The sequence below is a fragment of the Streptomyces argenteolus genome (genome assembly GCF_042902585.1).
In the GTDB taxonomy this organism is placed as follows: domain Bacteria; phylum Actinomycetota; class Actinomycetes; order Streptomycetales; family Streptomycetaceae; genus Streptomyces; species Streptomyces argenteolus.
Window position 1 is genome coordinate 1,244,131 of record NZ_JBIBEG010000002.1, and the last position, 23,007, is coordinate 1,267,137.

18 protein-coding genes and 1 riboswitch are annotated in these 23,007 nt (G+C 73.3%); of the genes, 7 read left to right on the forward strand and 11 right to left on the reverse strand.

Features of this window, described 5'->3' with window-relative positions:
- Positions 1-26: 26 nt before the first annotated feature.
- Positions 27-551 (reverse strand): diaminobutyrate acetyltransferase, encoded by a 525-nt coding sequence (gene ectA / locus ACFY8O_RS12155; RefSeq protein WP_387900921.1) that lies wholly within the window; start codon positions 549-551, stop codon positions 27-29.
- Between the two features lie 338 nt (positions 552-889).
- Entirely contained in the window at positions 890-1,996 is a 1,107-nt protein-coding gene (locus ACFY8O_RS12160) for a pyridoxal-phosphate-dependent aminotransferase family protein (RefSeq protein WP_387900924.1), read from the reverse strand.
- 103 nt (positions 1,997-2,099) lie between these two features.
- Here ACFY8O_RS12160 and ACFY8O_RS12165 point away from each other — a divergent pair, with 103 nt between their 5' ends.
- Entirely contained in the window at positions 2,100-3,200 is a 1,101-nt protein-coding gene (locus ACFY8O_RS12165; RefSeq protein ID WP_387900926.1) for an amidohydrolase family protein, read from the forward strand.
- A 331-nt stretch (positions 3,201-3,531) separates the two neighbouring features.
- Positions 3,532-4,662: an SCO1860 family LAETG-anchored protein gene (locus tag ACFY8O_RS12170; protein WP_387900928.1), complete on the forward strand. Its 1,131-nt coding sequence runs from the start codon at positions 3,532-3,534 to the stop codon at positions 4,660-4,662.
- Positions 4,663-5,812: 1,150 nt separating this feature from the next.
- Here ACFY8O_RS12170 and cobC read toward each other — a convergent pair.
- Positions 5,813-7,333, reverse strand: coding sequence for an Rv2231c family pyridoxal phosphate-dependent protein CobC (gene cobC / locus ACFY8O_RS12175; protein ID WP_387900931.1), 1,521 nt, complete (start codon positions 7,331-7,333; stop codon positions 5,813-5,815).
- 78 nt (positions 7,334-7,411) lie between these two features.
- Between cobC and ACFY8O_RS12180 the strand changes: the two genes are divergently transcribed.
- On the forward strand, positions 7,412-8,134 hold the full coding sequence (locus ACFY8O_RS12180) for a ZIP family metal transporter (protein ID WP_145802571.1): 723 nt from the start codon (positions 7,412-7,414) through the stop codon (positions 8,132-8,134).
- Between the two features lie 89 nt (positions 8,135-8,223).
- Here the strand turns inward: ACFY8O_RS12180 and ACFY8O_RS12185 are convergent, their stop codons facing one another.
- From ACFY8O_RS12185 to ACFY8O_RS12215, 7 genes are all read right to left on the reverse strand, one after another.
- A complete protein-coding gene (locus ACFY8O_RS12185) occupies positions 8,224-9,570 on the reverse strand; it encodes a cobyrinate a,c-diamide synthase (protein ID WP_387900934.1) in 1,347 nt (448 codons plus the stop codon).
- Positions 9,564-10,172: a cob(I)yrinic acid a,c-diamide adenosyltransferase gene (gene cobO / locus ACFY8O_RS12190; protein ID WP_387900936.1), complete on the reverse strand. Its 609-nt coding sequence runs from the start codon at positions 10,170-10,172 to the stop codon at positions 9,564-9,566. Before cobO ends, ACFY8O_RS12185 begins: the two co-directional genes overlap by 7 nt.
- The gene (locus tag ACFY8O_RS12195; protein WP_387900939.1) at positions 10,172-12,220 is read right to left on the reverse strand and encodes a putative cobaltochelatase; all 2,049 of its coding nucleotides are present in this window, start codon (positions 12,218-12,220) and stop codon (positions 10,172-10,174) included. Before ACFY8O_RS12195 ends, cobO begins: the two co-directional genes overlap by 1 nt.
- A complete protein-coding gene (locus ACFY8O_RS12200; protein WP_387900942.1) occupies positions 12,217-13,803 on the reverse strand; it encodes a cobyric acid synthase in 1,587 nt (528 codons plus the stop codon). Before ACFY8O_RS12200 ends, ACFY8O_RS12195 begins: the two co-directional genes overlap by 4 nt.
- Complete coding sequence (locus ACFY8O_RS12205) at positions 13,800-14,744, reverse strand: cobalamin biosynthesis protein (protein WP_145802579.1); 945 nt, start codon at positions 14,742-14,744, stop codon at positions 13,800-13,802. Before ACFY8O_RS12205 ends, ACFY8O_RS12200 begins: the two co-directional genes overlap by 4 nt.
- A gap of 131 nt (positions 14,745-14,875) precedes the next feature.
- Positions 14,876-15,004, reverse strand: a riboswitch (cobalamin riboswitch).
- Between the two features lie 148 nt (positions 15,005-15,152).
- Positions 15,153-15,374 (reverse strand): hypothetical protein, encoded by a 222-nt coding sequence (locus tag ACFY8O_RS12210; protein WP_145802581.1) that lies wholly within the window; start codon positions 15,372-15,374, stop codon positions 15,153-15,155.
- Positions 15,375-15,386: 12 nt separating this feature from the next.
- The gene (locus tag ACFY8O_RS12215; protein ID WP_387900945.1) at positions 15,387-16,637 is read right to left on the reverse strand and encodes an inorganic phosphate transporter; all 1,251 of its coding nucleotides are present in this window, start codon (positions 16,635-16,637) and stop codon (positions 15,387-15,389) included.
- 256 nt (positions 16,638-16,893) lie between these two features.
- Between ACFY8O_RS12215 and ACFY8O_RS12220 the strand changes: the two genes are divergently transcribed.
- The 3 genes from ACFY8O_RS12220 (at position 16,894) to ACFY8O_RS12230 (ending at position 20,251) form a co-directional block, all read left to right on the forward strand.
- Positions 16,894-17,553 carry a class II aldolase/adducin family protein gene (locus tag ACFY8O_RS12220; RefSeq protein ID WP_387900946.1) on the forward strand — a complete coding sequence of 220 codons (660 nt, stop codon included), beginning with the start codon at positions 16,894-16,896 and terminating at the stop codon, positions 17,551-17,553.
- A gap of 68 nt (positions 17,554-17,621) precedes the next feature.
- Positions 17,622-18,761: an alpha/beta hydrolase gene (locus ACFY8O_RS12225; RefSeq protein WP_387900949.1), complete on the forward strand. Its 1,140-nt coding sequence runs from the start codon at positions 17,622-17,624 to the stop codon at positions 18,759-18,761.
- Between the two features lie 185 nt (positions 18,762-18,946).
- Positions 18,947-20,251, forward strand: a complete 1,305-nt coding sequence (locus tag ACFY8O_RS12230) for a hypothetical protein (RefSeq protein WP_145802821.1) — start codon at positions 18,947-18,949, stop codon at positions 20,249-20,251.
- 20 nt (positions 20,252-20,271) lie between these two features.
- Here the strand turns inward: ACFY8O_RS12230 and ACFY8O_RS12235 are convergent, their stop codons facing one another.
- On the reverse strand, positions 20,272-20,682 hold the full coding sequence (locus ACFY8O_RS12235) for a VOC family protein (RefSeq protein ID WP_145802588.1): 411 nt from the start codon (positions 20,680-20,682) through the stop codon (positions 20,272-20,274).
- 457 nt (positions 20,683-21,139) lie between these two features.
- Between ACFY8O_RS12235 and ACFY8O_RS12240 the strand changes: the two genes are divergently transcribed.
- Positions 21,140-22,738: an ABC-F family ATP-binding cassette domain-containing protein gene (locus tag ACFY8O_RS12240; protein WP_145802590.1), complete on the forward strand. Its 1,599-nt coding sequence runs from the start codon at positions 21,140-21,142 to the stop codon at positions 22,736-22,738.
- The last annotated feature ends 269 nt before the right edge of the window (positions 22,739-23,007 follow it).

Here is a 23,007-nt window from a genome sequence, read left to right on the forward strand (position 1 = left end):
GGGGCGCGGAGGGGCGACAGGAGGCCCTAGAAGGGGCCGATGCGGTACAGCACCTCCGGCAGGTGCGTCCCCTCCGGGAACAGCGACCCGTCGAAGAGCACCTCGCGCTCCAGCGGCACGTCGTGGCGCTGCGCGAAGGAGGTGAACAGCCGGTCGGAAGCGGTGTTGTCCGGGGTGACGGTCGTCTCGACCGATGCCAGGCCCTGGCCGGAGGCGACACGGGCGGTCAGCGCGTCCAGCAGCGTGGCCGCCAGTCCCTTGCCACGGTGGGCCTGGTCGACGGCCACCTGCCAGACGACGAGCGTCTCGGGGCGGTCGGGGCGGATGTACCCGGTCACGAAGGCGATCGGGTCGCCGTTCTCGTCGCGGGCGACCACGGAGGTCGCCGCGAAGTCACGGCACCACAGCAGGTAGCTGTACGAGGAGTTGAGGTCCAGGACCTCGGAGTCGCGGGCTATACGCCAGATCGCGGCTCCGTCCTCCACTCGAGGGGTGTCGATTCTGAGGAATTCGCTTCGGGCACGGGCAAAATCTGCTGGTGCGGCGGTCATGCGAATTGAATTTACCCAGCAAAAATCAAAATTGCATCGCCGCAAGGGGTTGGGTGCAGAAGCCTGTTGTGTTATCACGCGGGCGCGGCCTGGCCCTGAGAGGGAGGCGTTTTAGCCTGTCCTGTCCGGAATTTACCGCCCATAACGGGCGTGATGTGGGGTCGGTCACATCGTTGTAACTCCCCTGACATCCGTTTGGACCGCTTGGGCCGATCGAGTGAAAACCGCGGCGTTTAGGCTCGTGGAACGGGGGAAGAAGAATGCGGGGAGCTGCTTTCGATAAAGCAGCTCCCCTTTTATGTCGATTGAATCCTCGACCATGGGTCGCAATGAGTAATTCAGCTGTTCCGCCAGGTTTCCGCGACGGCTTTCCGGGCAGCATCGACATCGGTCGCCCGGCCCGCGTCCTCCAGTGCGGCGCCCAGGGCGGCCAGCGAGGCGAGTACCGCGTCCCGCGTGGCATCCGCACCGTAGTGATTGACCCGGATCATCTCCTTGGACAGTGCCCCACCACCCGCGATCAGCGGCAGCGAGGGATCGGCCGCGAGCGCCCGGCCGACCAGTGCCGCTGCGTCGAGGCCCTCCGGTACGCGCAGTGTCGTCGCGACCGGAGCCGCGTCGCGGGCGTCGTGCACGTACGGCTCCAGACCGCCGCCGAGCGCCGTGGCACCCGCCCGGGTGGCCGCGGCGGCGGACGCGTGCCGTGCCATGACGGTGTCCAGGCCGTCCGCCTCGATCCGCTCCAGGCACGCCTCCAGCGCGAGCATCTCCAGCTGGGCGGGAGCGTGCGGCAGCGCCTTGCGGCCCCCGTCGATCCAGCGGGCCTTCCAGTCCAGCAGCGAGAGATAGGACTGACGCGGAGCCCGCGGGTTCGCGGCCATCCGCTCCCACGCCCGCGCGCTCACCGACACCGCCGAGACGCCGGCGGGCCCGCCCATCGCCTTCTGCGCGCCGATGACGCACAGGTCCACGCCCCAGGCGTCCACCAGCAGCGGTTCCGCGCCCACGGAGGCGACCGCGTCCACCATGAACAGCGCCCCGTGCGCCCGTACGGCCGCGCCGATCTCCGCGACCGGGTTGGTGTTGCCGGTCGCCGCCTCGGCGTGCACGAGCGAGACGAAGTCGATCTCGGGGTGCTCCGCGAGCGCCCGCTCCACCTGCTCGGCGGTGACCGCGGCGTGGAACGGCACCGTGAGGTCCACGACCTCGGCGCCGCAGTCCCGCAGCCAGTTGCCGAAGGTCTGGCCGTACGGGCCGGTGACGATGTTCAGCGCGGTCGAACCCGGCCGGGCGCCGCCCCGGATGCAGCCTTCGAGGGGCAGCAGCGCCTCGCCCTGCATGATGACGACGTCCTGTTCGGTCGCGAGAAGGCCGGCCACCCGCCCCTCGATCGCTGCGAAACGCGCGGCGGTGAGCGGGGGGAGGTCGAGGAACGGGTGCGTCACGGTGGTGCTCTCTTCGGGTCGGCAGGTGCGCGTAAAGCGCCTGCGTCGAGGGTACCCAGCACCTCCGGGAGCCCCGGTGGGCCCGCCTCGTACAGTGCTGTCCATGAGCGATCACGAGGTGGCGCCGGTGCTGCGCATCAAGGGGCGGGTGCTCGTCGGGCCCGACGAGGTGAGGGACGAACTCTGGGCCGTGGACGGGCAGATCACCTACACGAGGCCGCCCGGCGCGGACGGTGCGACGACGCTCACCGGCTGGGCGCTGCCCGGCCTGGTCGACGCCCACTGCCATGTCGGCCTCGGCCACGAGGGGCCCGTCGACATGGCGACGAGCGAGAAGCAGGCTCTCACCGACCGGGAGGCCGGCACGCTCCTCATCCGGGACGCGGGATCGCCCTCGGACACCCGGTGGACCGACGAGCGCGAGGATCTGCCGAAGATCATCAGGGCGGGCCGCCACATCGCGAGGACCCGCCGCTACATCCGCGGTTTCGCCCACGAGATCGAGCCGGGCGACCTGGTCGCCTACGTCGCGCAGGAGGCGCAGCGCGGAGACGGCTGGGTGAAGCTGGTGGGTGACTGGATCGACCGGGACGCCGGAGACCTGGCCGCCTGCTGGCCCCGGGGCGAGGTCGAGGCCGCGATCGCCGAGGCTCACCGGCTGGGTGCCCGGGTCACCGCGCACTGTTTCGCCGAGGCGGCCCTGCGCGATCTGGTGGAGGCCGGGATCGACTGCATCGAGCATGCGACGGGGCTCACCGAGGACACGATCCCGCTCTTCGCGGAACGCGGCGTGGCGATCGTCCCGACCCTCGTCAACATCGCCACGTTCCCGGGTCTCGCCGCGGCCGGCGAGGTCCGGTACCCGCGCTGGTCCGCTCATATGCGGCAGCTGCACGCCCGGCGGTACGAGACCGTGCGCGCGGCGTACGACGCGGGCATCCCGGTGTTCGCCGGCACGGACGCGGGCGGCTCGCTGGCCCACGGCCTCGTCGCCTCGGAGGTCGCCGAGCTGGTGAAGGCCGGCATCCCGCCCCTGGACGCGCTCTCCGCGACCGCCTGGGGCGCGCGGAGCTGGCTGGGCCGCCCGGGGCTGGAGGAGGGCGCCCCCGCGGACCTGGTGCTGTACGACGAGGATCCGCGGGCGGATGTGCGGGTGCTGGGCTCGCCGCGCAGGGTGGTGCTCAACGGGAGGGTGATCGGCTGATTCCGGTTGACCCGCCCGCGGGCGTCGTGTTGACCGGCGGTGACCTCGGGGCGGACCTCTCGTTGAAGCACCTCGGTCCGCCCGGCGGTGAGGCGCGACGTCCGTGCCGAACGGCCGGTGAAGCGGTGATTCCGGGTGACGCAGAGGAACTCCTGTGCCCGGGGATTCGAATACGTACGCGGAAACCCCTCGTTGGAGTGAACTGGCTGAAGGGAGCGGCCAGTTCACTCTCCGTGCGTAAAGATTCACGGAGTCGAGGCCACCGGTGCCCGCGATGTCCCCCATTGGACGGCGCCGGCGGCTCCATGTCTCTTGTGGGGGTTCCACCATCTTGAACAGCAACACCTTCCGTCTGGCCGCCCTGGCGGTCGCCGCCGCTCCCGTCGCTCTGCTGGTCGCCGTCCCCGCGCACGCAGCCCCCGCGACGAACCCGGCCACGCCGGGCGGTGGCCACGGAAAGGCCGGCGCCGTCGTGCTCCGCACCGGGCTGGACGTCTCCCTCCTGAACAAGTCGATCCAGGTTCCGCTCGAGGCCACGCTCAACGAGGTGCACGCGCCGGCCACGGCGAAGAAGACCGCCCTCACCGTCGAACTCGACGGCGTCGACAAGGGGCGGCCGATCCACGTCCTGAAGGCCGACGTGGCCACGGCGAACGCCATGGTGGACGCACACAAGGCCGAGGGGTACGTCAACCTCGCGAAGGCCCGGGTCCATCTGCCCGGTCTGCCGTTGCTCTCGCTGATCGAGGTCCAGAAGGTCACCTCCAAGGCGCTGTGCGAGGTGGGCCGCAAGCCGGTCGCCGAGTCCAACGTGCTGGGTCACGTGTCCGTGCTCGGCAAGAGGGTCCGGCTCACGTCCGCCGGTACGACGAGGATCGAGGTGCCGGGCGTCGGAGAGGTCACGCTCGACCTGTCGAGGACCGATACCACCACGCGCACGGCAGCCGCGACGGCGCTGCGGCTCGCGGTGTCCGTCAACCCGGCGAACCTCAATGTCGCCGAGGTGGAGGGCGAGGTGACGCTGGCCGAGGCGACCTGCCGGACACCCAAGGGCGGCGGGTCGGGTGACGGTGGTGCGGAGAACGGCGGGTCCTCCGGCAACGGCGGTTCGGGTGACGGTGGTTCGGAGAACGGCGGGTCCTCCGGCAACGGTGGGTCGACGGGCGGCGACTCGGGCTCGGGTGACAGCGGGACGGGCGGCAGCGGTTCCGGTGACACGGGCGGCACGGGTGGTACGGGTGGCACGGGCGGCACGGGCGGCACGGGTGGTACGGGGGGTGCGGACGACGGCGTAGATGTGAAGCCGCAGACCGGATCCGGCCCGGTTCAGGCGTCCGGACCGGGCGATCTCGCAGAGACCGGCTCCAGCTCGTCGACCCCGTACCTCGCGGGCGGCGCGGCAGTCCTGCTGGCCGCCGGTGCCGGCGCCACCGTCCTGGCCCGCAGGCGCGCCCGGGGCTGAGGCCTGCGCCTGGGCCTGCTCGGGGGCGCCTGCGCTGCGGAGGGCGAGCCGCTGGGGGGCGCTGCTCTCTGGGGTGTTCGCGGGGAACCGCTGCTCTCTGGGGCGTTCGCGGAGGAACGTAGCGCGCCGGGTGGGGCGGTGGTGGTGCGGGGGAGCGCGGTTCGCCGCCTGGGGGCGAGGGGAGTGCCGGGAGCGCTGCACTCGGGTGAGGGCGGCGCACATGTCGGGGAGCACTGCTCTCGGGTGGGGGCGGCGCACACGTCGGCCGGGGGTCGGTGCATGTGCCGGCCGGGGGTGGCACCGCGTGGGGGAGCGCTGCTCTCAGGCGAGGGCGGTGTTGCTGGACCGGAGCACTGCTCTCCCGGGCGAAGGCCCGCTCGGAGGCGTGTGTGTTCCCGTGGTGAAGCGCCGCTCTCGGTGGGGGCGGGTGATGCCGTGCCAGAGCGGCGCTCTCCCGCGCGGTGGGGAATCGCCTCATCGCAGTGCTGCTGCTCGCGGAGTGGGGGAAGTGGGCGGTGTACGTGCGTGTGCGGCGGAGCAGTGCTCTCCTGTGCGGGCAGTGATTACGTGCGGGAGCGGTGCCCCCGGGGGTGGGGAGTGCTCGTGCTGTGGAGCGGTGCTCCGGGGGCAGCGGTGTTCACGCGGTGGAGCAGTGCTCCCCCGCGCGGGCGGCAGCGGTGTTCACCCGGTGGAGCAGTGCACCCCGTGCGGGCAGTGGTCACGGGGGAGAGCGGTGCTCTTCAGCGCGGGCGGCGCTCCAGGCGTGGGCGGGTGGGCGGTGCTCACGTGGGGGAGCACTGCTCTTCAGATAGGCGGTGCTCCCCCAGAAGAGCAGTGCTCTGGGGTGGGCGGTGCTCACGCGGCAGAGCGGCGCTCTCCCGGGCGGGCAGTGCTGCCGTACCCGAGCACTGCTCCTCGCGTTCCCCAGCCTCACTCGCCCAGGGGCACGCCCGGGGGGCTCGTTGTTCCTCCCCCGCCGGCCCGGAGCGACCCTCGGAGCACCGCCCCGGCGCCCCGGGGTGACCTCGTCCCACGCGCCCCCAGCCCCCGCCGACGCACCCTCACCGCCCCGCGACAACTGCCCCGCAACCACCGCCCCGCAGCCACCACCCCGCGACCCCGGCTCCCGGCTGCGGAGGCACCCCGGCCCTCAGCCGGCGGTCCTCCTGGGCAGCCCCTGCAACGCCAGGTCGAGCGCCTGCAGGAACCGATTGGTCGTCACCCGGTCGCGTACGGCGAGGCGCAGCCACTCGCTTCCCAGCCCCGGGAAGGTGTCCCCTCGTCGCGCCGCGAACCCGCGCGCTCGCAGGAGTTCCCGTACTTCGTCCGCGCGCTCCAGCCGCAGCAGCACGAACGGGCCCTCCGCCGGTTCCACCACCCGCACCTCGCTGAACTCCGCCAGCCCGGCCAGCAGATGGGCCCGGTCGACAGCGATCCGGTCCGCCGCGTCCGCCGCCTCGACCAGCGCACGCGGCTCCATGCAGGCCTCGGCCGCCGCCAGGGCGGGGGTGGACACCGGCCACAGCGGCTGCGCCTCCTGGAGCAGCGCGAGGGTCGCCGGGTCGGCCAGGACATAGCCGATTCGCAGACCCGCCAGACCCCAGGTCTTGGTCAGGCTCCGCAGCACCACGAGCCCGGGGAGGTCCTGGCGGGCGCAGAGCGCCTCCCGCTCGCCCGGTACGGCGTCCATGAACGCCTCGTCGACCACCAGGGTCCGCCCGGGGCGCGCCAGTTGCTCCAGTACGCCCGCGGGGTGCAGGACGGACGTCGGATTGGTCGGGTTGCCGACCACCACCAGGTCCGCCTCCTCGGGCACCGCCGACGGGTCCAGCCGGAAGCCGTCCTCAGGGCGCAGCAGCACCCGCCCGACCTCGTGGCCCGCCGCGCGCAGGGCTGCCTCAGGCTCGGTGAACTGGGGATGCACGACCACCGGCCGCCGCGCCGGCAGGGCCCGCGCGATCAGCACGAACGCCTCCGCCGCGCCTGCGGTGAGCAGGACTCTCTCCTCGGGCAGCCCGTGCCGCCCGGCGACGGCCGCGCGGGCGGGCCGGCCGTCCGGGTAGGCGGCCAGCGACCCCAGAGACGTGGTGATCCGCTCGCGCAGCCAGTCGGGGGGTGTGCCGGTGCGGACGTTCACTGCGAGGTCGGTCAGATCCAGACCGCGTATCTCCGCGTCGCCGTGGTGCCGCAGATCGGGACCGGCGTCATCCGTGTGCTTCGTGTGCTTCGTGGGGGGCAGCATGGCAGCCATGGTGAACGGCCGGGAGCCATTCGTCGATGCCGGGTTCTCAGCCATCGGACTCCGGCGGGCCACCGCGCAGGTCGCCGACGCCGATTTCCGCTTCGGGACAAGCAGTTCACCGGGCTCCGCGAGTGCCGCCGCCTCCGCGACCGAACGCGTGGCGACAGCGGCGTACGGCGCCGCCGAGGGGTTCGGTACGCGCACCTCCGCCAGCCTTCCGGCGGGGTACGACCGCACCGGCACCCCCAGCCGTGCCGCGGCCCCGGTGATCCCCGGCTCGTCGGCCCTGGTGTCGAGCGTCGCCAGTTCCACCACGTCACCGGCCGCGAGTCCGGCCGCCTCCAGCGTCCCCCGGATCAGACCGAGCACCTCTTCGGCCGGGGTGCCCCGGCGGGCACCCACACCGACGACGAGGGCGGCACGGGTCATGGGAAGAGGTCCTTTCGAGGGGCGCGGGGAAGGGGGCCTGAGGTGCGCGGAGCGGGGTCGATCCGCTAGCAAGGGCCCATGGCGGTATTCGTCGCGCTCGGCGCGTTCCTGATGACCCTTGCGGGCGGGTGGGTCGCACAGCGCGTCAGTGACCGCCGGCATCTCGTGCTCGGCCTCGCCGGCGGACTCATGCTGGGCGTGGTCGGCCTCGACCTCCTGCCCGAGGCGCTGGAGGCCGCCGACGGAGTGGTCTTCGGCGTGCCGGCCGCCCTGCTGCTCTTCGTGGGCGGCTTCCTGACCGCCCATCTCGTCGAGCGCTCGCTCGCGGTACGCCAGGCGGCACACGGGGCGAGCGACGAACGGGTCCCGCAGGTGGGCCTGACGGCGGCAGCCGCGATGGTGGGGCACAGCCTGATGGACGGCATCGCGCTCGGCGCCGCCTTCCAGATCGGCGGAGGCATGGGAGCGGCCGTCGCGCTCGCCGTCATCACCCACGACTTCGCCGACGGCTTCAACACGTACACGATCACCAGCCTCTACGGAAACGCCCGGCGCAAGGCGCTCCTGATGCTCTACGCGGACGCCGTCGCCCCGATCGTGGGAGCCGCGACCACGCTGCTGTTCACCCTTCCGGAGGAACTGCTCGGCTGCTATCTCGGCTTCTTCGGCGGGGCACTGCTCTACCTCGCCGCCGCCGAGATCCTGCCCGAGGCGCACCACCGCCACCCGGCCCGTTCCACGATGCTGTGCACCGTGGCGGGCGTGGGTTTCATCTGGCTGGTGGTCGGCCTCGCGGAGTGACCCGGCTCCCGGCACCGGCCGGTTCCGCGCTCGCGCCGCTCCGGCCACGCGCACGACCGGCGACGGGACGGCGGGACGAAGCTCCGCCCTCACCCCCGGCACTGCTCCACGAAGCGCCGGGCCACCCCGGGCGACGCCGCCCAGTGCGTGTGCAGATAGCTCGCGTGCACGCCCTTCTGGACGAACCCCTCCACCCGCCGCTCCGGCTGGTGCAGGCCCCAGGCGGGCGTCGCTCCGGCGCCGGGTTCCAGGACGGTGCGGTGGAACTCGTGCCCGCGCAGCCGCGTCCCCGCCACCGCCAGCACACTGTCGGTGACCGCCACCGCCTGCCGGTAACCGAGCGTCAGCCGCTCCGACATCCGGGCCGAGGCGTCCAGCACCCCGCACATCGGCCGCCCGTCCAGCTCACGGGCCAGATACAGCAGGCCCGCGCACTCCGCCGCCACCGGGGCGCCGGACAGGGCCAGTTCGGTCACCGCCCGGCGCAGTGGCTCGTTCGCGGACAGCTCCGGGGCGTACACCTCGGGGAAGCCGCCGCCGACGACCAGGCCGGCGGTGCCCGGGGGCAGCTTCTCGTCGCGCAGCGGATCGAAGACCGCCACCTCCGCGCCGGCCGCCGTCAGCAGCTCGGCGTGTTCCGCGTACGCGAAGGTGAACGCCGCGCCGCCCGCCACGGCCACCACCGGCCGGGTCCCGTCGTCGGGGTGGCGCTCCGGCTCCCAGGCCTCGCCGGGCAGGCCGGGTGCCGTGCGCGCCAGCGCCAGCAGGGCGTCCAGATCGCAGCCCTCCCGCACCCGCTCACCCATCGCCCGTACGGCGTCGAGGGCGTCGGCCTGCCGCTCGGCCACCGGGACCAGCCCCAGATGACGTGAGGGCGTCGCCACCTGCGGCGCCCGGCGCAGCACCCCGAGCACGGGCAGACCCGACTCGTCCAGCGCCTCCCGCAGCAGGGCCTCGTGACGGTCGGACGCCACCTTGTTCAGGATCACCCCGCCGATCCGCACCTCCGGGTCCCAGGAGGCGAAGCCGTGCACGAGGGCCGCCACCGAGCGCGACTGGGAGGACGCGTCGACCACGAGCACCACCGGCGCCCTGAGCAACTTGGACACCTGGGCGGTCGAGGCGAGCTCGCCCTGGCCCGACGCCCCGTCGTACAGCCCCATCACGCCTTCGACGACGGCCAGATCGCAGCCCTGCGCACCGTGCGCGAACAGCGGGGCGATCAGGTCGGTCCCGCACATGTACGCGTCGAGGTTGCGCCCCGGCCGACCGGTGGCCAGCGCGTGGTAGCCCGGGTCGATGTAGTCGGGCCCCACCTTGTGCGGGGAGACCGCGAGGCCACGTCCCGCGAAGGCGGCCATCAGCCCTGTGGCGACCGTGGTCTTGCCGCTGCCCGACGACGGCGCCGCGACGACCAGACGAGGAACACTCACCACTCGATGCCTCTCTGGCCCTTCTGCCCGGCGTCCATCGGGTGCTTGACCTTCGACATGTCGGTCACCAGGTCGGCGGCCTCGATCAGCTTCCGCGGGGCGTTGCGGCCCGTGATCACCACGTGCTGGGTCCCCGGCCGGTCCCGCATGACCTCGACGACCTCGTCGGTGTCGATCCAGCCCCAGTGCATCGGATAGGCGAACTCGTCGAGCACGTACAGCTTGTACGTCTCGGCGGCCAGGTCACGCTTGACCTGCTCCCAGCCCTCGCGGGCCTTCTCCTCGTTGTCGGAGTTGTCCCCGTGCAGGCCCCGCTGGACCCACGACCACCCCTCGCCCATCTTGTGCCAGGCGACGCTGCCGCCCTCGCCGCTCGCCCCGAGCACCTTCAGCGCGTTCTCCTCGCCGACCTTCCACTTCGCGGACTTCACGAACTGGAACACCCCGATCGGCCAGCCCTGGTTCCAGGCCCGCAGCGCCAGCCCGAACGCGGCGGTCGACTTGCCCTTCCCGATGCCCGTGTGCACGAACAGCAGCGGGCGGTTGCGCCGCTGCCGGGTCGTCAGTCCGTCGTCCGGTACCGATACCGGCTGTCCCTGTGGCATTACGCGGCCCTCCCGGCAGCTGTGATGTCCTTGACCAGCCCGGCGATCGAGTCGGCGCGCAGCTCGTCGAGCGTGACCGCGCTGCCCCCCAGATCCCGGGCGAGCTGTGCGGCGAGACCGAGGCGCACAATCCCCGACTCGCAGTCCACGACGACCGACGCGGTGCCCTCGCCGGCGTGCAGCCGCCCGGCCCGCGCCGCCAGCGCCACCGGATCGACGCCGCCCGTGGCCCGGCCGTCGGTGACCACCACGAGCAGCGCCCGGCGCGACGGGTCGCGCAGCCGTTCCACCCGCAGCACGTCGTGCGCCTTCAGCAGCCCCGCGGCCAGCGGCGTGCGCCCGCCGGTCGGCAGCGACTCCAGCCGGGCGGCGGCGGCGTCCACCGAGGAGGTCGGCGGCAGCGCGACCTCGGCGTCCCTGCCCCGGAAGGTGACCAGACCGACCTTGTCCCTCCGCTGGTAGGCGTCCAGCAGCAGCGACATCACGGCGCCCTTCACGGCGCTCATCCGCTGCCGGGCCGCCATCGACCCGGAGGCGTCCACGACGAACAGGACCAGATTGCCCTCGCGCCCCTCCCGGGTCGCCTGGCGAAGATCGTCCCGCCGTACGACGAGCCCGCGGCCCGAGCGTCCCCGGGCCCGCTGATGCGGCGCCGCCGCCTGCACGGTCGCCGCCAGGTGCAGCTTCGTCAGCGCCCCCTCGGGCCGCCGCGAACCCGTGGTCCGGCCGTGCTCCGTACGCGCCCGGGACCGCCGCCCGGCCGCCCCCTCACCCAGACCCGGCACGCTGAGCACCTTCGTGCGGAACGGCTCGCCGGACCGCACCGCCTGCCGCTCGCCCGCCTGGGCGCCCGGTGACGGCGCGGGCGAGGACGAGGGAGCGTCACCGCTCCCGGCCTCCGCCGGCTCCGGTGCGCCCGGCGCCCGGTCCTCCCGGCCGCCCCCCTCGGGGCCGGCGTCCTGGGGAGGCACTCCGCCGTCCCCCTGCGGAGGTGCTCCGCCGCCGGGCCCCCCGGGCCCGGGGTCGTCGTCGCCCCCGCCCTCCGCGTCCTTCAGCGTGTCGTCCAGCTTGTCCTCGTCGAGGCCGGGCGCGTCGAAGGGATTGCGGCGGCGCCGGTGGGGGAGTGCGAGCAGCGCGGCCTGCCGCACGTCCTCGGCGACGACCTCCTCGCGCCCCGCCCACGCCGCCAGGGCGGTCGCGGTGCGCGCCATGACGATGTCGGCACGCATCCCGTCCACCTCGAACGCCGCGCACGTGGCGGCGATCTGCCGCAACACGCCGTCGCCGAGCACCACGCGGGGCAACAGGGCGCGCGCGGCGGAGATCCGCTCACGCAACGCGCTCTCCTCGTCGGCCCACCGTGCTGCGAACCCCGCCGGATCGTCGTCGTACGCCAGCCGCCGGCGCACGACCTCGACGCGCTGGTCCGTGTCGCGTGAGGCGGCGACCTCGACCGTCAGCCCGAAGCGGTCCAGCAACTGCGGCCGGAGCTCGCCCTCCTCGGGGTTCATCGTGCCGACCAGCAGGAACCGTGAGGCGTGGCGGACGGAGACCCCTTCGCGCTCGACGTACGAGGCGCCCATCGCCGCCGCGTCGAGCAGCAGGTCCACCAGGTGGTCGTGGAGCAGATTGACCTCGTCCACGTACAGGATCCCGCGGTGCGCGTCCGCGAGGAGGCCCGGTTCGAAGGCCTTGACGCCCTCCGACAGAGCCCGCTCGATGTCGAGTGCGCCGACGAGCCGGTCCTCCGACGCGCCGACGGGCAGCTCCACGGTCCGCGCCGGGCGCGGCACACCCGGTGCCGGCTCGTGCGGACCGTCGGGACACGCCGGATCGGGGGCCGCGGGGTCGCACGAGAACCGGCAGCCCGCCACCACGGCGACCTCCGGCATCAGCGCGGCCAGGGCCCGCACGGCGGTGGACTTGGCCGTGCCCTTCTCACCCCGCACGAGGACCCCGCCGACAGCCGGGCTGACCGCGTTGAGCAGCAGCCCGAGCCGCAGATCGTCCTGGCCCACCAGGGCGGTGAAGGGATACGGGGTACTCACTGAGCCTCCTGTGTCGTCACGGAACCTGCATGATCGGACCCACCGCGCCCCCGGCCGGCGACGCGCGGCTCCGGCACGGGCGGCGCGCCCGGGGCGAGGAACGGCAGCCCCGCCGGAACGCCCCGCTCGATGAGCCGCCACAGCGCGTCGGTGTCCGCGTGCTCCTCGATCAGGTCCCCCAGCCGGTCGAGCTGTTCCTCGCGCAGCGCGCCGAAGCTCGTGTCCGGTGCCGCGGTGAACCGCCGGCCCGAGGCCCGCGCGACCTCGCCCAGGAACGCCCGCCGGAACGCGTCGCTCTCCAGCGACCCGTGCCAGTGCGTCCCCCACACCGGGCCCACCCGGCAGCCGTCCAGGAAGGCCTCACCGCCGTACACCTCGGCGACGCCGTGGTGGATCTCGTAACCCTCCACGGGCTCCCCGAGCGCCGACCCGGAAGGTCTCTCCAGGACCTTCTCCCGGCCGAAGCGGACGCGCACGGGCAGCAGCCCGAGCCCCTCGACCAGCCCGGCCCGGGACTCCACGTCGTCCTCGATCCACTCGCCGAGCACCTGGAACCCGCCGCAGATGCCCAGCACCGGCCGTCCCTCTGCCGCCCGCCGCCGCAACGCCTCGGCGAGCCCCCGCTCCCGCAGCCACGCCAGCGCCTTCACGGTGCCCCGTGTCCCGGGCACGATCACGAGATCGGCGTCCGCGAGCTCCTCCGCCCGGTCCACGAACCGCACCACGACACCGGGCTCGGCCGCCAGCGCGTCCACATCGGTGAAGTTCGACATCAGCGGTACGGCGCACACCGCGACCCGCAGCACGTCCTCGCCGTGCGGAGGAGCGACGACCGACTCGCGTACGGTCCCGCGCATCGAGACGCGCAGCCCGTCCTCCTCGTCGATGCCCAGCCCGTGGGCGTACGGGAGCACCCCGTACGAGGGGCGCCCCGTGAGCCCGAGCAGCATGTCGAGACCGGGCTCCAGCAGCGAGACGTCGCCGCGGAACTTGTTGACGAGGTACCCGGCGATCAGCGACTGGTCCTCGGGGCTCAGCAGCGCCGTCGTACCGAAGAACGAGGCGAACACCCCGCCCCGGTCGATGTCGCCGACCACCAGCACGGGAAAGCGCGCGGCGCGCGCGATGCCCATGTTCACGATGTCCGTCCGCCGCAGATTGATCTCGGCGGGGCTGCCCGCCCCCTCGCAGATCACGGCGTCATACGTGCTCCGCAGCTGCTCCAGGCAGTCCACGACCGTCCCGAGCAGCGCCTCCTGGCGTCCTCCGTGGTAGCCGCGCGCACTCATCTCGCCGACCGGCTTCCCCATCAGGACGACCTGGCTGGACCGGTCGCCGCCGGGCTTGAGCAGCACCGGGTTCATCAGCGCCGAGGGCTCCACCCGGGCGGCCTGCGCCTGCATGGCCTGGGCCCGGCCGATCTCGGCCCCCTCGCGGGTGACGAACGAGTTCAGCGACATGTTCTGCGCCTTGAACGGCGCGACCTTCACCCCCCGGCGCACCAGCCAGCGGCAGATCCCGGCCGTGACGACGCTCTTGCCCGCGTCCGAGGTGGTGCCGGCCACCAGCAGCCCGCCGCTCATCTGCCCCTCCGCCCCATGGCCAGCCTCCCCGCCGCGCACACGGCGAGGGCCAGCACACTCACCCGGCGCGAGAGCCGCACCGCGCGTTCGATGTCCGAGACCCGCACCTCGCGGCCGGCCTCCCCGTTGAGTACGGGCCGGTGCTCGACCCGCCCGCCGTACGCCAGGGTGCCGCCGAGACGCACTCCCAGTGCCCCCGCGAACGCGGCCTCCACCGGGCCCGCGTTGGGGCTCGGGTGCCTGTCCGCGTCCGCCCGCCAGGCCCGGACGGCCTCGCGGGGGCGCCCCCCGGCGGCCACCGCCAGCGCGGCGGTCAGCCGGGCCCCGGGCCAGCCGGCCAGGTCGTCGAGGCGCGCCGACGCCCATCCGTAGCGCCGGTAGCGGGGCGACCTGTGCCCCACCATGGCGTCCAGGGTGTTGACGGCGCGGAAGGCGACCAGCCCGGGCACACCGCCGAGCGCCCCCCACACCAGCGCGCCCACCACGGCGTCGGAGGTGTTCTCGGCGACGGACTCCACCACCGCACGCGCCATCTGCTGCGTGTCCAGGGACTGGGGGTCGCGCCCGCACAGATGCGGCAGCCGCTCCCGGGCCGCCTCGACGTCCCCGGCGGCGAGCGACCCGCCCACGGCACGGGCCTCGCGGCCCAGCGACGTCCCCCCGACGACGGACCAGGTGGCGGCTGCGGTCAGCGCCACGGCCGCCGCCGGACGCCCGCGCACGGCGTGGGCGGTCAGGGCCGCGGCTCCCGCGGCACCCCCCGCGCAGACGAGTGCGTGCAGGGCGCCCCAGCCACGGTGATCACGCCACAGCCGGCTCTCGACGCGCGCCGCGGCACGCCCGAAGGCGGCGACGGGATGGCCCCGCCGGGGATCACCGAGCAGCAGGTCGCCGATCAGGCCGGCGGCGGCGCCGTACACGAAGATGCGGTCGGCTCGCACGGCTCAGCCGGCCGTCGCGCCTCGAAGGGCCTTCGTGACGGATGGCGGTGCGGTGACCGACGCAGGGCAGCCAGACATGGCGTATGTCCTCACTCAGGGTCCGCGCCCTGGTTCGACGTGACCGGCGACGAGAGTCTCCTGGCTCCCGGATCCGCAGGTCCTCCGGCCTTCCAGTCCGCGTCGGCGGACCGTGACTTCCGTATGGAGGCTGCTCCCCGGTGACAGTGGCGGGACCGCGCCGGATTCGCACCGGCTTCCTCTCCTGTCGCCGTAAATGGCTCCGGCAGTCCACCACGGCCCAGGAAGGCCCGTCAACCTGCCGTTGACCTGCGGGGCTTCAGTGTGCTGAGACGCACACCGGGCCGGACACACGCGCGGTGTGTCCGGCCCGGGGGAGTCCGCTCGGGATCAGGCGACGATCAGGTAGATCCCGTAGGCGACCGCCGCCGCGCACAGCGCGAAGCAGGCGTACGCGCCGGTGCGCGCCAGGGCGCCGGTCCCACCGGTCTGCGTCGTGGACGCCTGCTTGGCGAGTCCGGTGATGCCGAGGGTGAAGAGGCCGACCAGGGCGACGGTGACCACGAGGCTGACGCCGAAGACGGAGGCGAGGGCTGCCCAGTCGATGTTCATGGGGATCTGTCCTTACACCGTGGCCGGCCGGTCGGCCGGGGTCTCGGCCGTCGGGGCGTGGATGGTGGTCTTGAAATCCGGGACGTTCAGGCCCGCGGGCGGCGGGCTGACGGCCGCGATGGCGGTGGTGACGACACCCGCGGGCTCGCCCTCGGTCGCGTTGACGTTGGTGTGGTCGACCGGCTTGCGGCGCGACAGCAGCCAGATGGCGCCGGAGCCCGCGACGAGCAGCACGGCGACCACCGCGACGCCCCAGGAGCCCTGCTTGGTCAGGAACTCGGCACCCGCGCCGACCAGACCGGCGGCCGGCAGCGTGAGGCCCCAGGCGACGAACATCCGGGTGGCGGTGGACCAGCGGACCACGCCCCCCTTGCGTCCGAGTCCCGCGCCCATGACGGCACCGGAGCAGGACTGGGTGGTCGAGAGCGAGAAACCGAGGTGCGAGGAGGCCAGGATGACCGTGGCCGCGCTGGTCTGGGCCGCGAAGCCCTGCGGCGGGCGCAGATCGGTGAGGCCGCTGCCCATGGTGCGGATGATGCGCCAGCCGCCGAGGTAGGTGCCCAGCGCGATGGCGATACCGGCGGAGGCGATGACCCAGACCGGCGGGTTCGAGCCGGGGGCGAGGACACCACCGGTGACCAGGGCCAGGGTGATGATGCCCATGGTCTTCTGCGCGTCGTTCGTGCCGTGGGCCAGCGAGACGAGCCCGGCCGAGGCGATCTGACCGGCGCGGTAGCCCTTCGCGGTGGACTTCAGCTGCGCCTCGTCGGTCATCTTCCGGTTGAGGCGGTACGTCAGCCTCGTGGCCAGAAGCGCGGCGACACCCGCCACGAGGGGCGCGGCGATGGCGGGCAGCAGGATCTTCGTGACGACGGTGCCGCCGTTGATCGAGGACCAGCCGGCGGACATGACCGCGGCGCCGATGAGGCCGCCGAAGAGTGCGTGGGAGGAACTGGAGGGCAGGCCGACCAGCCAGGTCAGCAGATTCCACAGAATCGCGCCGACGAGCGCGGCGAAGATGACCTCGGTTCTGAGGCCTCCCTCGTCGACGATGCCGCCGGAGATCGTCTTGGCCACCTCCACCGAGAGGAAGGCGCCGACGAGATTGAGAACGGCGGACATGGCCACCGCTGTCTTCGGCTTGAGGGCGCCGGTCGAGATGGTGGTCGCCATCGCGTTGGCGGTGTCGTGGAAACCGTTCGTGAAATCGAACACGAGAGCTGTCACGACCACAATCGCGAGCAGCAGCGTGATGTGTTCCATTTACCCAGGCAATCGTTCGACGTCATTGGCACGTGGAACGTAAGCAACCTGGGTGAACGGAAGATGAACTGGGCAGGGCCGCACGGTGACCCCAACCGCGTATGCGGGTTCCGCTTGTGTCTTTCCTGAGCGGCGCGGCGGCCTCGCACCGTTGCGGCGCCCGGCCCGTGGTGGTGGCCGCGCCCCCGAAGGCCGCCGTGTCCGCCGTCCCGGGGAGACCTCGGTCACCTGATCGTCCCCGCCCTAGGATCTGCGCATGAGCGACGGACGTCAGGACGCGATCGCACGGGCATGGGAAGAGGTCGTCGCGACGGCCCGCCGGACACGGGAGGAGGGCCTGGTCGTCGGCACCTCGGGCAACGTGTCGGCCAGGGTCGGCGACATCGTCCTGGTGACCCCCACCGGGGTGCCCTACGACAGGCTGGGCCCCGGCGACGCGGTCGGCGTCGACCTGGAGGGCCGCCAGGTCCTGGGCGGCCTCGTCCCCACCAGTGAACTCCCGCTCCACCTGGCCGTCTACCGCGGCAGCGGCGCCCGCGCCGTCGTCCACACCCACGCCGTCCACGCCACGGCCGTCTCCACCCTCGTCCCCGAGGTCCCGCTCGTCCACTACGCCGCCGCCCTGCTCGGCGGCCCCGTCCGCACCGCCCCCTACGCGCGCTACGGGACGCAGGAGCTCGCCGACCACATGCTCGCCGCTCTGCGCGACCGCACGGGATGCCTGCTGCGCAACCACGGCACCGTCACCTACGGGGACAGCCTCGACGAGGCCTACGACCGCACCGCCCAGCTCGAATGGATGTGCAGGGTCTGGCTCACCGCGAGCTCCGTGCCCGGCCACAGCCCGACGCTCCTCACCCCGGGCCAGTTGCGGGACGTGCAGGAGGCGCTGGAGGGATACGGCCAGCCCGGCTGAGGGCGCCGGCCGCACCGTACGGCCGTCGCCCACTGGCCGTCGGCCGCCCCGCCCGTGACACTGGAGCCGTGCGCCCGGCAACAGCGGCGGCAGTGGCCGTCACATCGATCCTCGGCGCCGGCGCGACAGCGGTCGCCGCCGGCCGCTACGCCAGCGACGCCGCCCTCGGGGCGCCCTCGCCACGTCCCTTCCCGGCGGACCGCCGTCTCACCGTGCACGCCACCGCGGCCGGGCAGGTCACCCTGACCCGCTCCTTCTCCGCGCTGCGCCCCGGCACGTACGGACTGGCGGGCCGCGGTGTCCACGCGGTCGTCGGACCGGTGATCGAACAGCCGCCCGGCCACCCCGAGGCCTCCGCCGACACGGTCGTACGCCGGCTGGAACGCGTCAGCCTCGGCAGTCTGAAACCCGGTTCCAGGGTCCGCCTCACCCCGGAAGTCCACCGGGGCGACCCCCTGGCCGCCCTGGGCCTCGCCCACAAGGAGGTCGAGGTCCCGGGGGAGCTGGGCGCCCTGCCCGCCTGGTTCGTGCCCGGTGCCCGCGACACCTGGGTGATCACCGTGCACGGCCTCGGCACCACCAGGGAACACCCGCTGAACGTGCTCGGCTTCCTCCACGGCCAGCAGCTGCCCGTGCTCGACCTGGCCTACCGCGGCGACCCGGGTGCCCCGCGCTCCCCGGACGGACTCACCCACCTCGGCGAGTCGGAGTGGCGCGACCTCGACGCCGCGATCCGCTACGCCGTGCGCTACGGCGCGGAGAACGTCATCGTCCACGGCTGGTCGTCCGGCGCGTCGATGGCCCTGCACGCGGCCGTCAACTCCGCGCTCCGCGACCGCATCCGGGGTCTCGTCCTGGACTCCCCGGTGCTGGACTGGAGGACGACCCTGCGCGCCCTCGCCTCGGCCAGAGGCGTCCCCTCGGCCCTGCTGCCCCTCGCGGTCCGCGCGGCCCAGGGCCAGACGGGCCTGCGCGGCGCCCCGCTGCTGGACACCTCGGTGCCGACGGCCCTGCACGCCCCCACGCTCATCGTCCACGGCCCCGACGACACCCTGGCCCCCTGGCAGCCGTCCCGGGAGCTGGCCGCACGCCGGCCCGACCTGGTGACCCTGCACTCCGTGCCGCAGGCTCCGCATGCGGCGATGTGGAATGCCGATCCGGCCGGCTACGAAGAGGCCCTCCGGCGCTTCCTCACGCCCCTGATGTGAGCTGATGGGCCGGAACCAACCGGTTGGTGACCCCGCCCCGGTGGCCTTCCAAGCCCGGTGACACGGCTTCCGTTTGGGCTTTCGGCCCGTCAGAGGCAAGACTGCTCCTCGTGACGTCCCGTACCCCGCGCGACTCCAGGCTGCGACTTGTCCGCCCTCGACCCCAGGCGACCGCCCGAAAGGCCGTGTCGACCCGGCGCACCAGGCCGGCCCCCCGCCCACCGGAGGGCACACCGCCCCCGGCGGAACTGGCACGCCAGGCCAGGGCCGTACTGGCCGACGCGGTGCGGATCGCCCACTGGGCGGCGGACGGCACGAGCCCCGGATCCGCCCCGCTCGCCGCGCAGGCCCTGCAACGGGCCTCGGCGGCGCTGGAACTCACCCCGGCCCAGGTGCTGGCCGGCTGGGACCGGGCCAGGCTGGCCGGGCTCATCGAGCTCCACGGGGACACCGCCCGCCCCGGCTGGCGGCTGCGGGCCTGGGACCGCGACGACTCCGCCGTGCTCCGCGGCTGGGTGGCGCTCTTCGACGCCTGGTCGCTCGTCCACGCCTCACCCGAGGGCATCGAGGCCACCGCGGTGGCCGAGGCCGTCGAGGCGGTGCCCCAGGTCCTCTCGCTCCTCCAGCTCTCGGCCGGCCCCGTCACCGTGCCCGCGCTCCTCGACCTGCTGGCCCAGCGGGTCGCGGAACTCCACGAGGAGCGGTGCGAGGTGCCGTACGGGCCGCAGGAGCAGCCCGCCCCCGCGGGCGCCACCGGTACCTCCGTCGACCTGAACGCGCTGCTCCTCGACTGGGCGCTCGAGGGCCTCGCCTCCGTCGGCGCCCTCACCCTCGGCGCCGGGCACGCCACCCTCACCCCGCTGGGCAACTGGGCGGTCTGGGTCAAGCTGGAGCAGATCTGCGTCGCCGCCCAGAGCCCGGCCGGGAACATCGAGCAGTCCGCGGCCGACATGCTGCTCGGCTGCGCACGGCTCACCCCCGGTCCGGCCCGCGCGGAGTACCGGGCCTGGCTCGCCGCCCGGCCCGTCGGCAGCGCCGTGGCCGAACTGCTCGCCGTCGCGCGCGGCGAGGACGCCCTGCTGCGCGGTCTCGCCTTCGAGGCGCTGCGTGTCGTCGGCGCCCCCGCCGAGCCCGTGGTCCGCTCGGTCGTCTCCGAGGCGCCCCTGCGTCCGTACGCGCTGCTCTGGCTCGCCGAGTACGAGGGCACCGACCCGGACGACGCCCAGGACGTGCTGAGCCGTGAGGAGGCCACCTGGCTCTGGGTCGACACCGCAGCGGCCGTCGCCGACCACGGCGAGACCGGTCTGCTGGTCAGGCATCTCGACTCCGCGGTCCAGGGCACGGTTCCCGCGCTCCTGGACGAGGTACGGGCCGTCGGCCACCCGCGCACGGTCCAGGTGCTCGTCGCCCTGGCCGCCGCCCACCCGGACCCCGCCCTCGCCAAGGCCGTACGCCGAGCCGCCTTCCAGGTGCACACCGGCGGGGCGTGACGGCGTCACACCCCCGGGGCTCAGCCCGAGGACCCCGGGGCGTAGGTCCCGAAGCTCCACACGTTGCCCTCCGCGTCCCGGGCCATGTAGTCCCGCGAGCCGTAGTCCTGGTCGGTGGGCGGCATCAGGATCTCCACCCCGTGCTCCACGGCCCGTGCGTGGTGGGCGTCCACCTCGTCCACGACGACGTACACCGCCGCGGGCCCCGCGCCCGCCATCGCCTCGGCGAACGCGCCTGCGCCCCCCTTGGACCCGAGCATCACCCTGCCGTTGCCGCAGGACAGTTCGGCGTGCACCACGCTGCCGTCCTCCCCTTCGTGGACCGCTTCCTCCGTGAAGCCGAGAGCCTCGGTCAGCACCCGGATCGCGGCCTTCGCGTCGTCGTACAGGAGCGCCGGGTACACCGTGGGAACACCGTCCGTCCGTGCCATCTCCCGCACCCTCCTCGCGTCCGACGGGATGTGATCCGCGTCTCAGTCTTCCACCGATCGCCGGACGCGTCGGCGCGGAGCGGCTCCGCGATCAGCGGCCCTTCCGGCTCGCCGGTCCCGCAGGCCGCTGAGCACCGCCACCGGCCGGCGGCCGACCCCGGTGTTCGCGTCGTCGGCCTCGGGCGCGTCCGGGCCGGCGGCCTCGCCGCACCGCGCGAGGCCGCCACCCTCCGCTCCGGCCGCTCCACGGTGTGTGCGCCGTCCTGGGGTGTGTATCAGCCGGTTCGGTCCGGTATGCCTGGCCGAGGTCGGGTGCGAGGGCTGCGGGGAGCACGCGGAAAAGCAGGTGGACACCGCCAGTAGACTGAGTCCCATGGCAATTCTCCTTGTGCATTAGACGGCGTCGAGTCGTGAGTCCGCTGTCCCTCCGCCGTCCATACCGCCCTGGAGTATTTCCGTGATCACCGCTTCCGGCATCGAGCTGCGCGCCGGCGCCCGCATCCTCATCGAGTCCGCTTCCTTCCGTATCGCCAAGGGCGACCGCATCGGCCTGGTCGGCCGCAACGGCGCGGGCAAGACCACCCTCACCAAGTGCCTGGCGGGGGAGGGGAACCCGGCGGGCGGCACGATCACGAGCAGCGGCGAGGTCGGCTACCTCCCGCAGGACCCGCGCACCGGCGACCTCGAGGTCCTCGCCCGCGACCGCATCCTCTCGGCCCGCGGGCTCGACGAGATCCTGCGCAGGATGCGGGAGAACGAGGAGCGGATGGCGAACGGCAAGGGCGCCACCCGCGAGAAGGCGATGAAGAAGTACGAGCGCCTGGAGACAGAGTTCCTCACCAAGGGCGGATACGCCGCCGAGGCCGAGGCCGCCACCATCGCCGCCGCGCTCAGTCTGCCCGACCGGGTGCTCGGCCAGCCGCTGCACACCCTCTCCGGTGGTCAGCGCCGCCGTGTCGAGCTCGCCCGCATCCTCTTCTCGGACGCCGACACCCTGCTCCTCGACGAGCCCACCAACCACCTCGACGCGGACTCCATCGTCTGGCTGCGTGACTACCTCAAGTCCTACCGGGGCGGCTTCATCGTGATCTCCCACGATGTCGAGCTCGTCGAGACGGTCGTCAACAAGGTGTTCTACCTGGACGCCAACCGCGCGCAGATCGACATCTACAACATGGGCTGGAAGCTCTACCAGCAGCAGCGAGAGGCCGACGAGAAGCGCCGCAAGCGCGAGCGCCAGAACGCCGAGAAGAAGGCCGCGGCACTCAACTCCCAGGCCGACAAGATGCGCGCCAAGGCGACCAAGACCGTGGCCGCCCAGAACATGGCCAAGCGCGCCGAGCGCCTGCTGTCGGGGCTGGAGGCGGTCCGCGTCTCCGACAAGGTGGCCAAGCTGCGCTTCCCGGAGCCCTCGCCCTGCGGCAAGACCCCGCTGATGGCCGAGGGGCTCTCCAAGTCCTACGGCTCGCTCGAGATCTTCACCGATGTGGACCTGGCCATCGACAAGGGCTCCCGCGTGGTCATCCTCGGCCTCAACGGCGCCGGCAAGACCACGCTGCTGCGGCTCCTGGGCGGCGCGGAGAAGCCCGACACCGGTCAGGTCATCGAGGGCCACGGCCTCAAGCTGGGCTACTACGCGCAGGAGCACGAGACCCTCGACCCGGACCGCACCGTCCTGGAGAACATGCGCAGCGCGGCGCCCGACCTCGATCTCGTCGAGGTCCGCAAGACGCTCGGATCGTTCCTCTTCTCGGGTGACGACGTCGACAAGCCGGCCGGAGTGCTCTCCGGTGGCGAGAAGACCCGTCTGGCCCTGGCGACCCTGGTCGTCTCGTCCGCGAACGTGCTGCTGCTCGACGAGCCGACGAACAACCTCGACCCCGCCAGCCGCGAGGAGATCCTCGGGGCCCTGCGCACCTACAAGGGCGCGGTCGTCCTCGTCACCCACGACGAGGGCGCGGTCGAGGCGCTCCAGCCGGAGCGGATCATCCTGCTGCCCGACGGGGTCGAGGACCTCTGGGGTGCGGACTACCGGGACCTGGTGGCCCTCGCCTGAGCCCCGCCGGGTGCCCTCCCCGGACGGTGCGGCGTCCGGTGATCCAGTGCGTATGGATCATTCGGCCCATCGGTGATCCATCATCTGGGTGAGGGGCTCTCGTACCCCGGCGCGGCGCCCGGCCGATAGCTGCCGGGCGCACCCATTTCGGGCCCCCTCGCACCCTACGGCCCTGACCTGGCCGTTCTTCACGCTGCCCGCTCCAGGGGGCCTCCGGAACCCTCGGGAGCCCTGGATTCCGCTTGTGTCGGACCGTCTCGGGGTGCGGA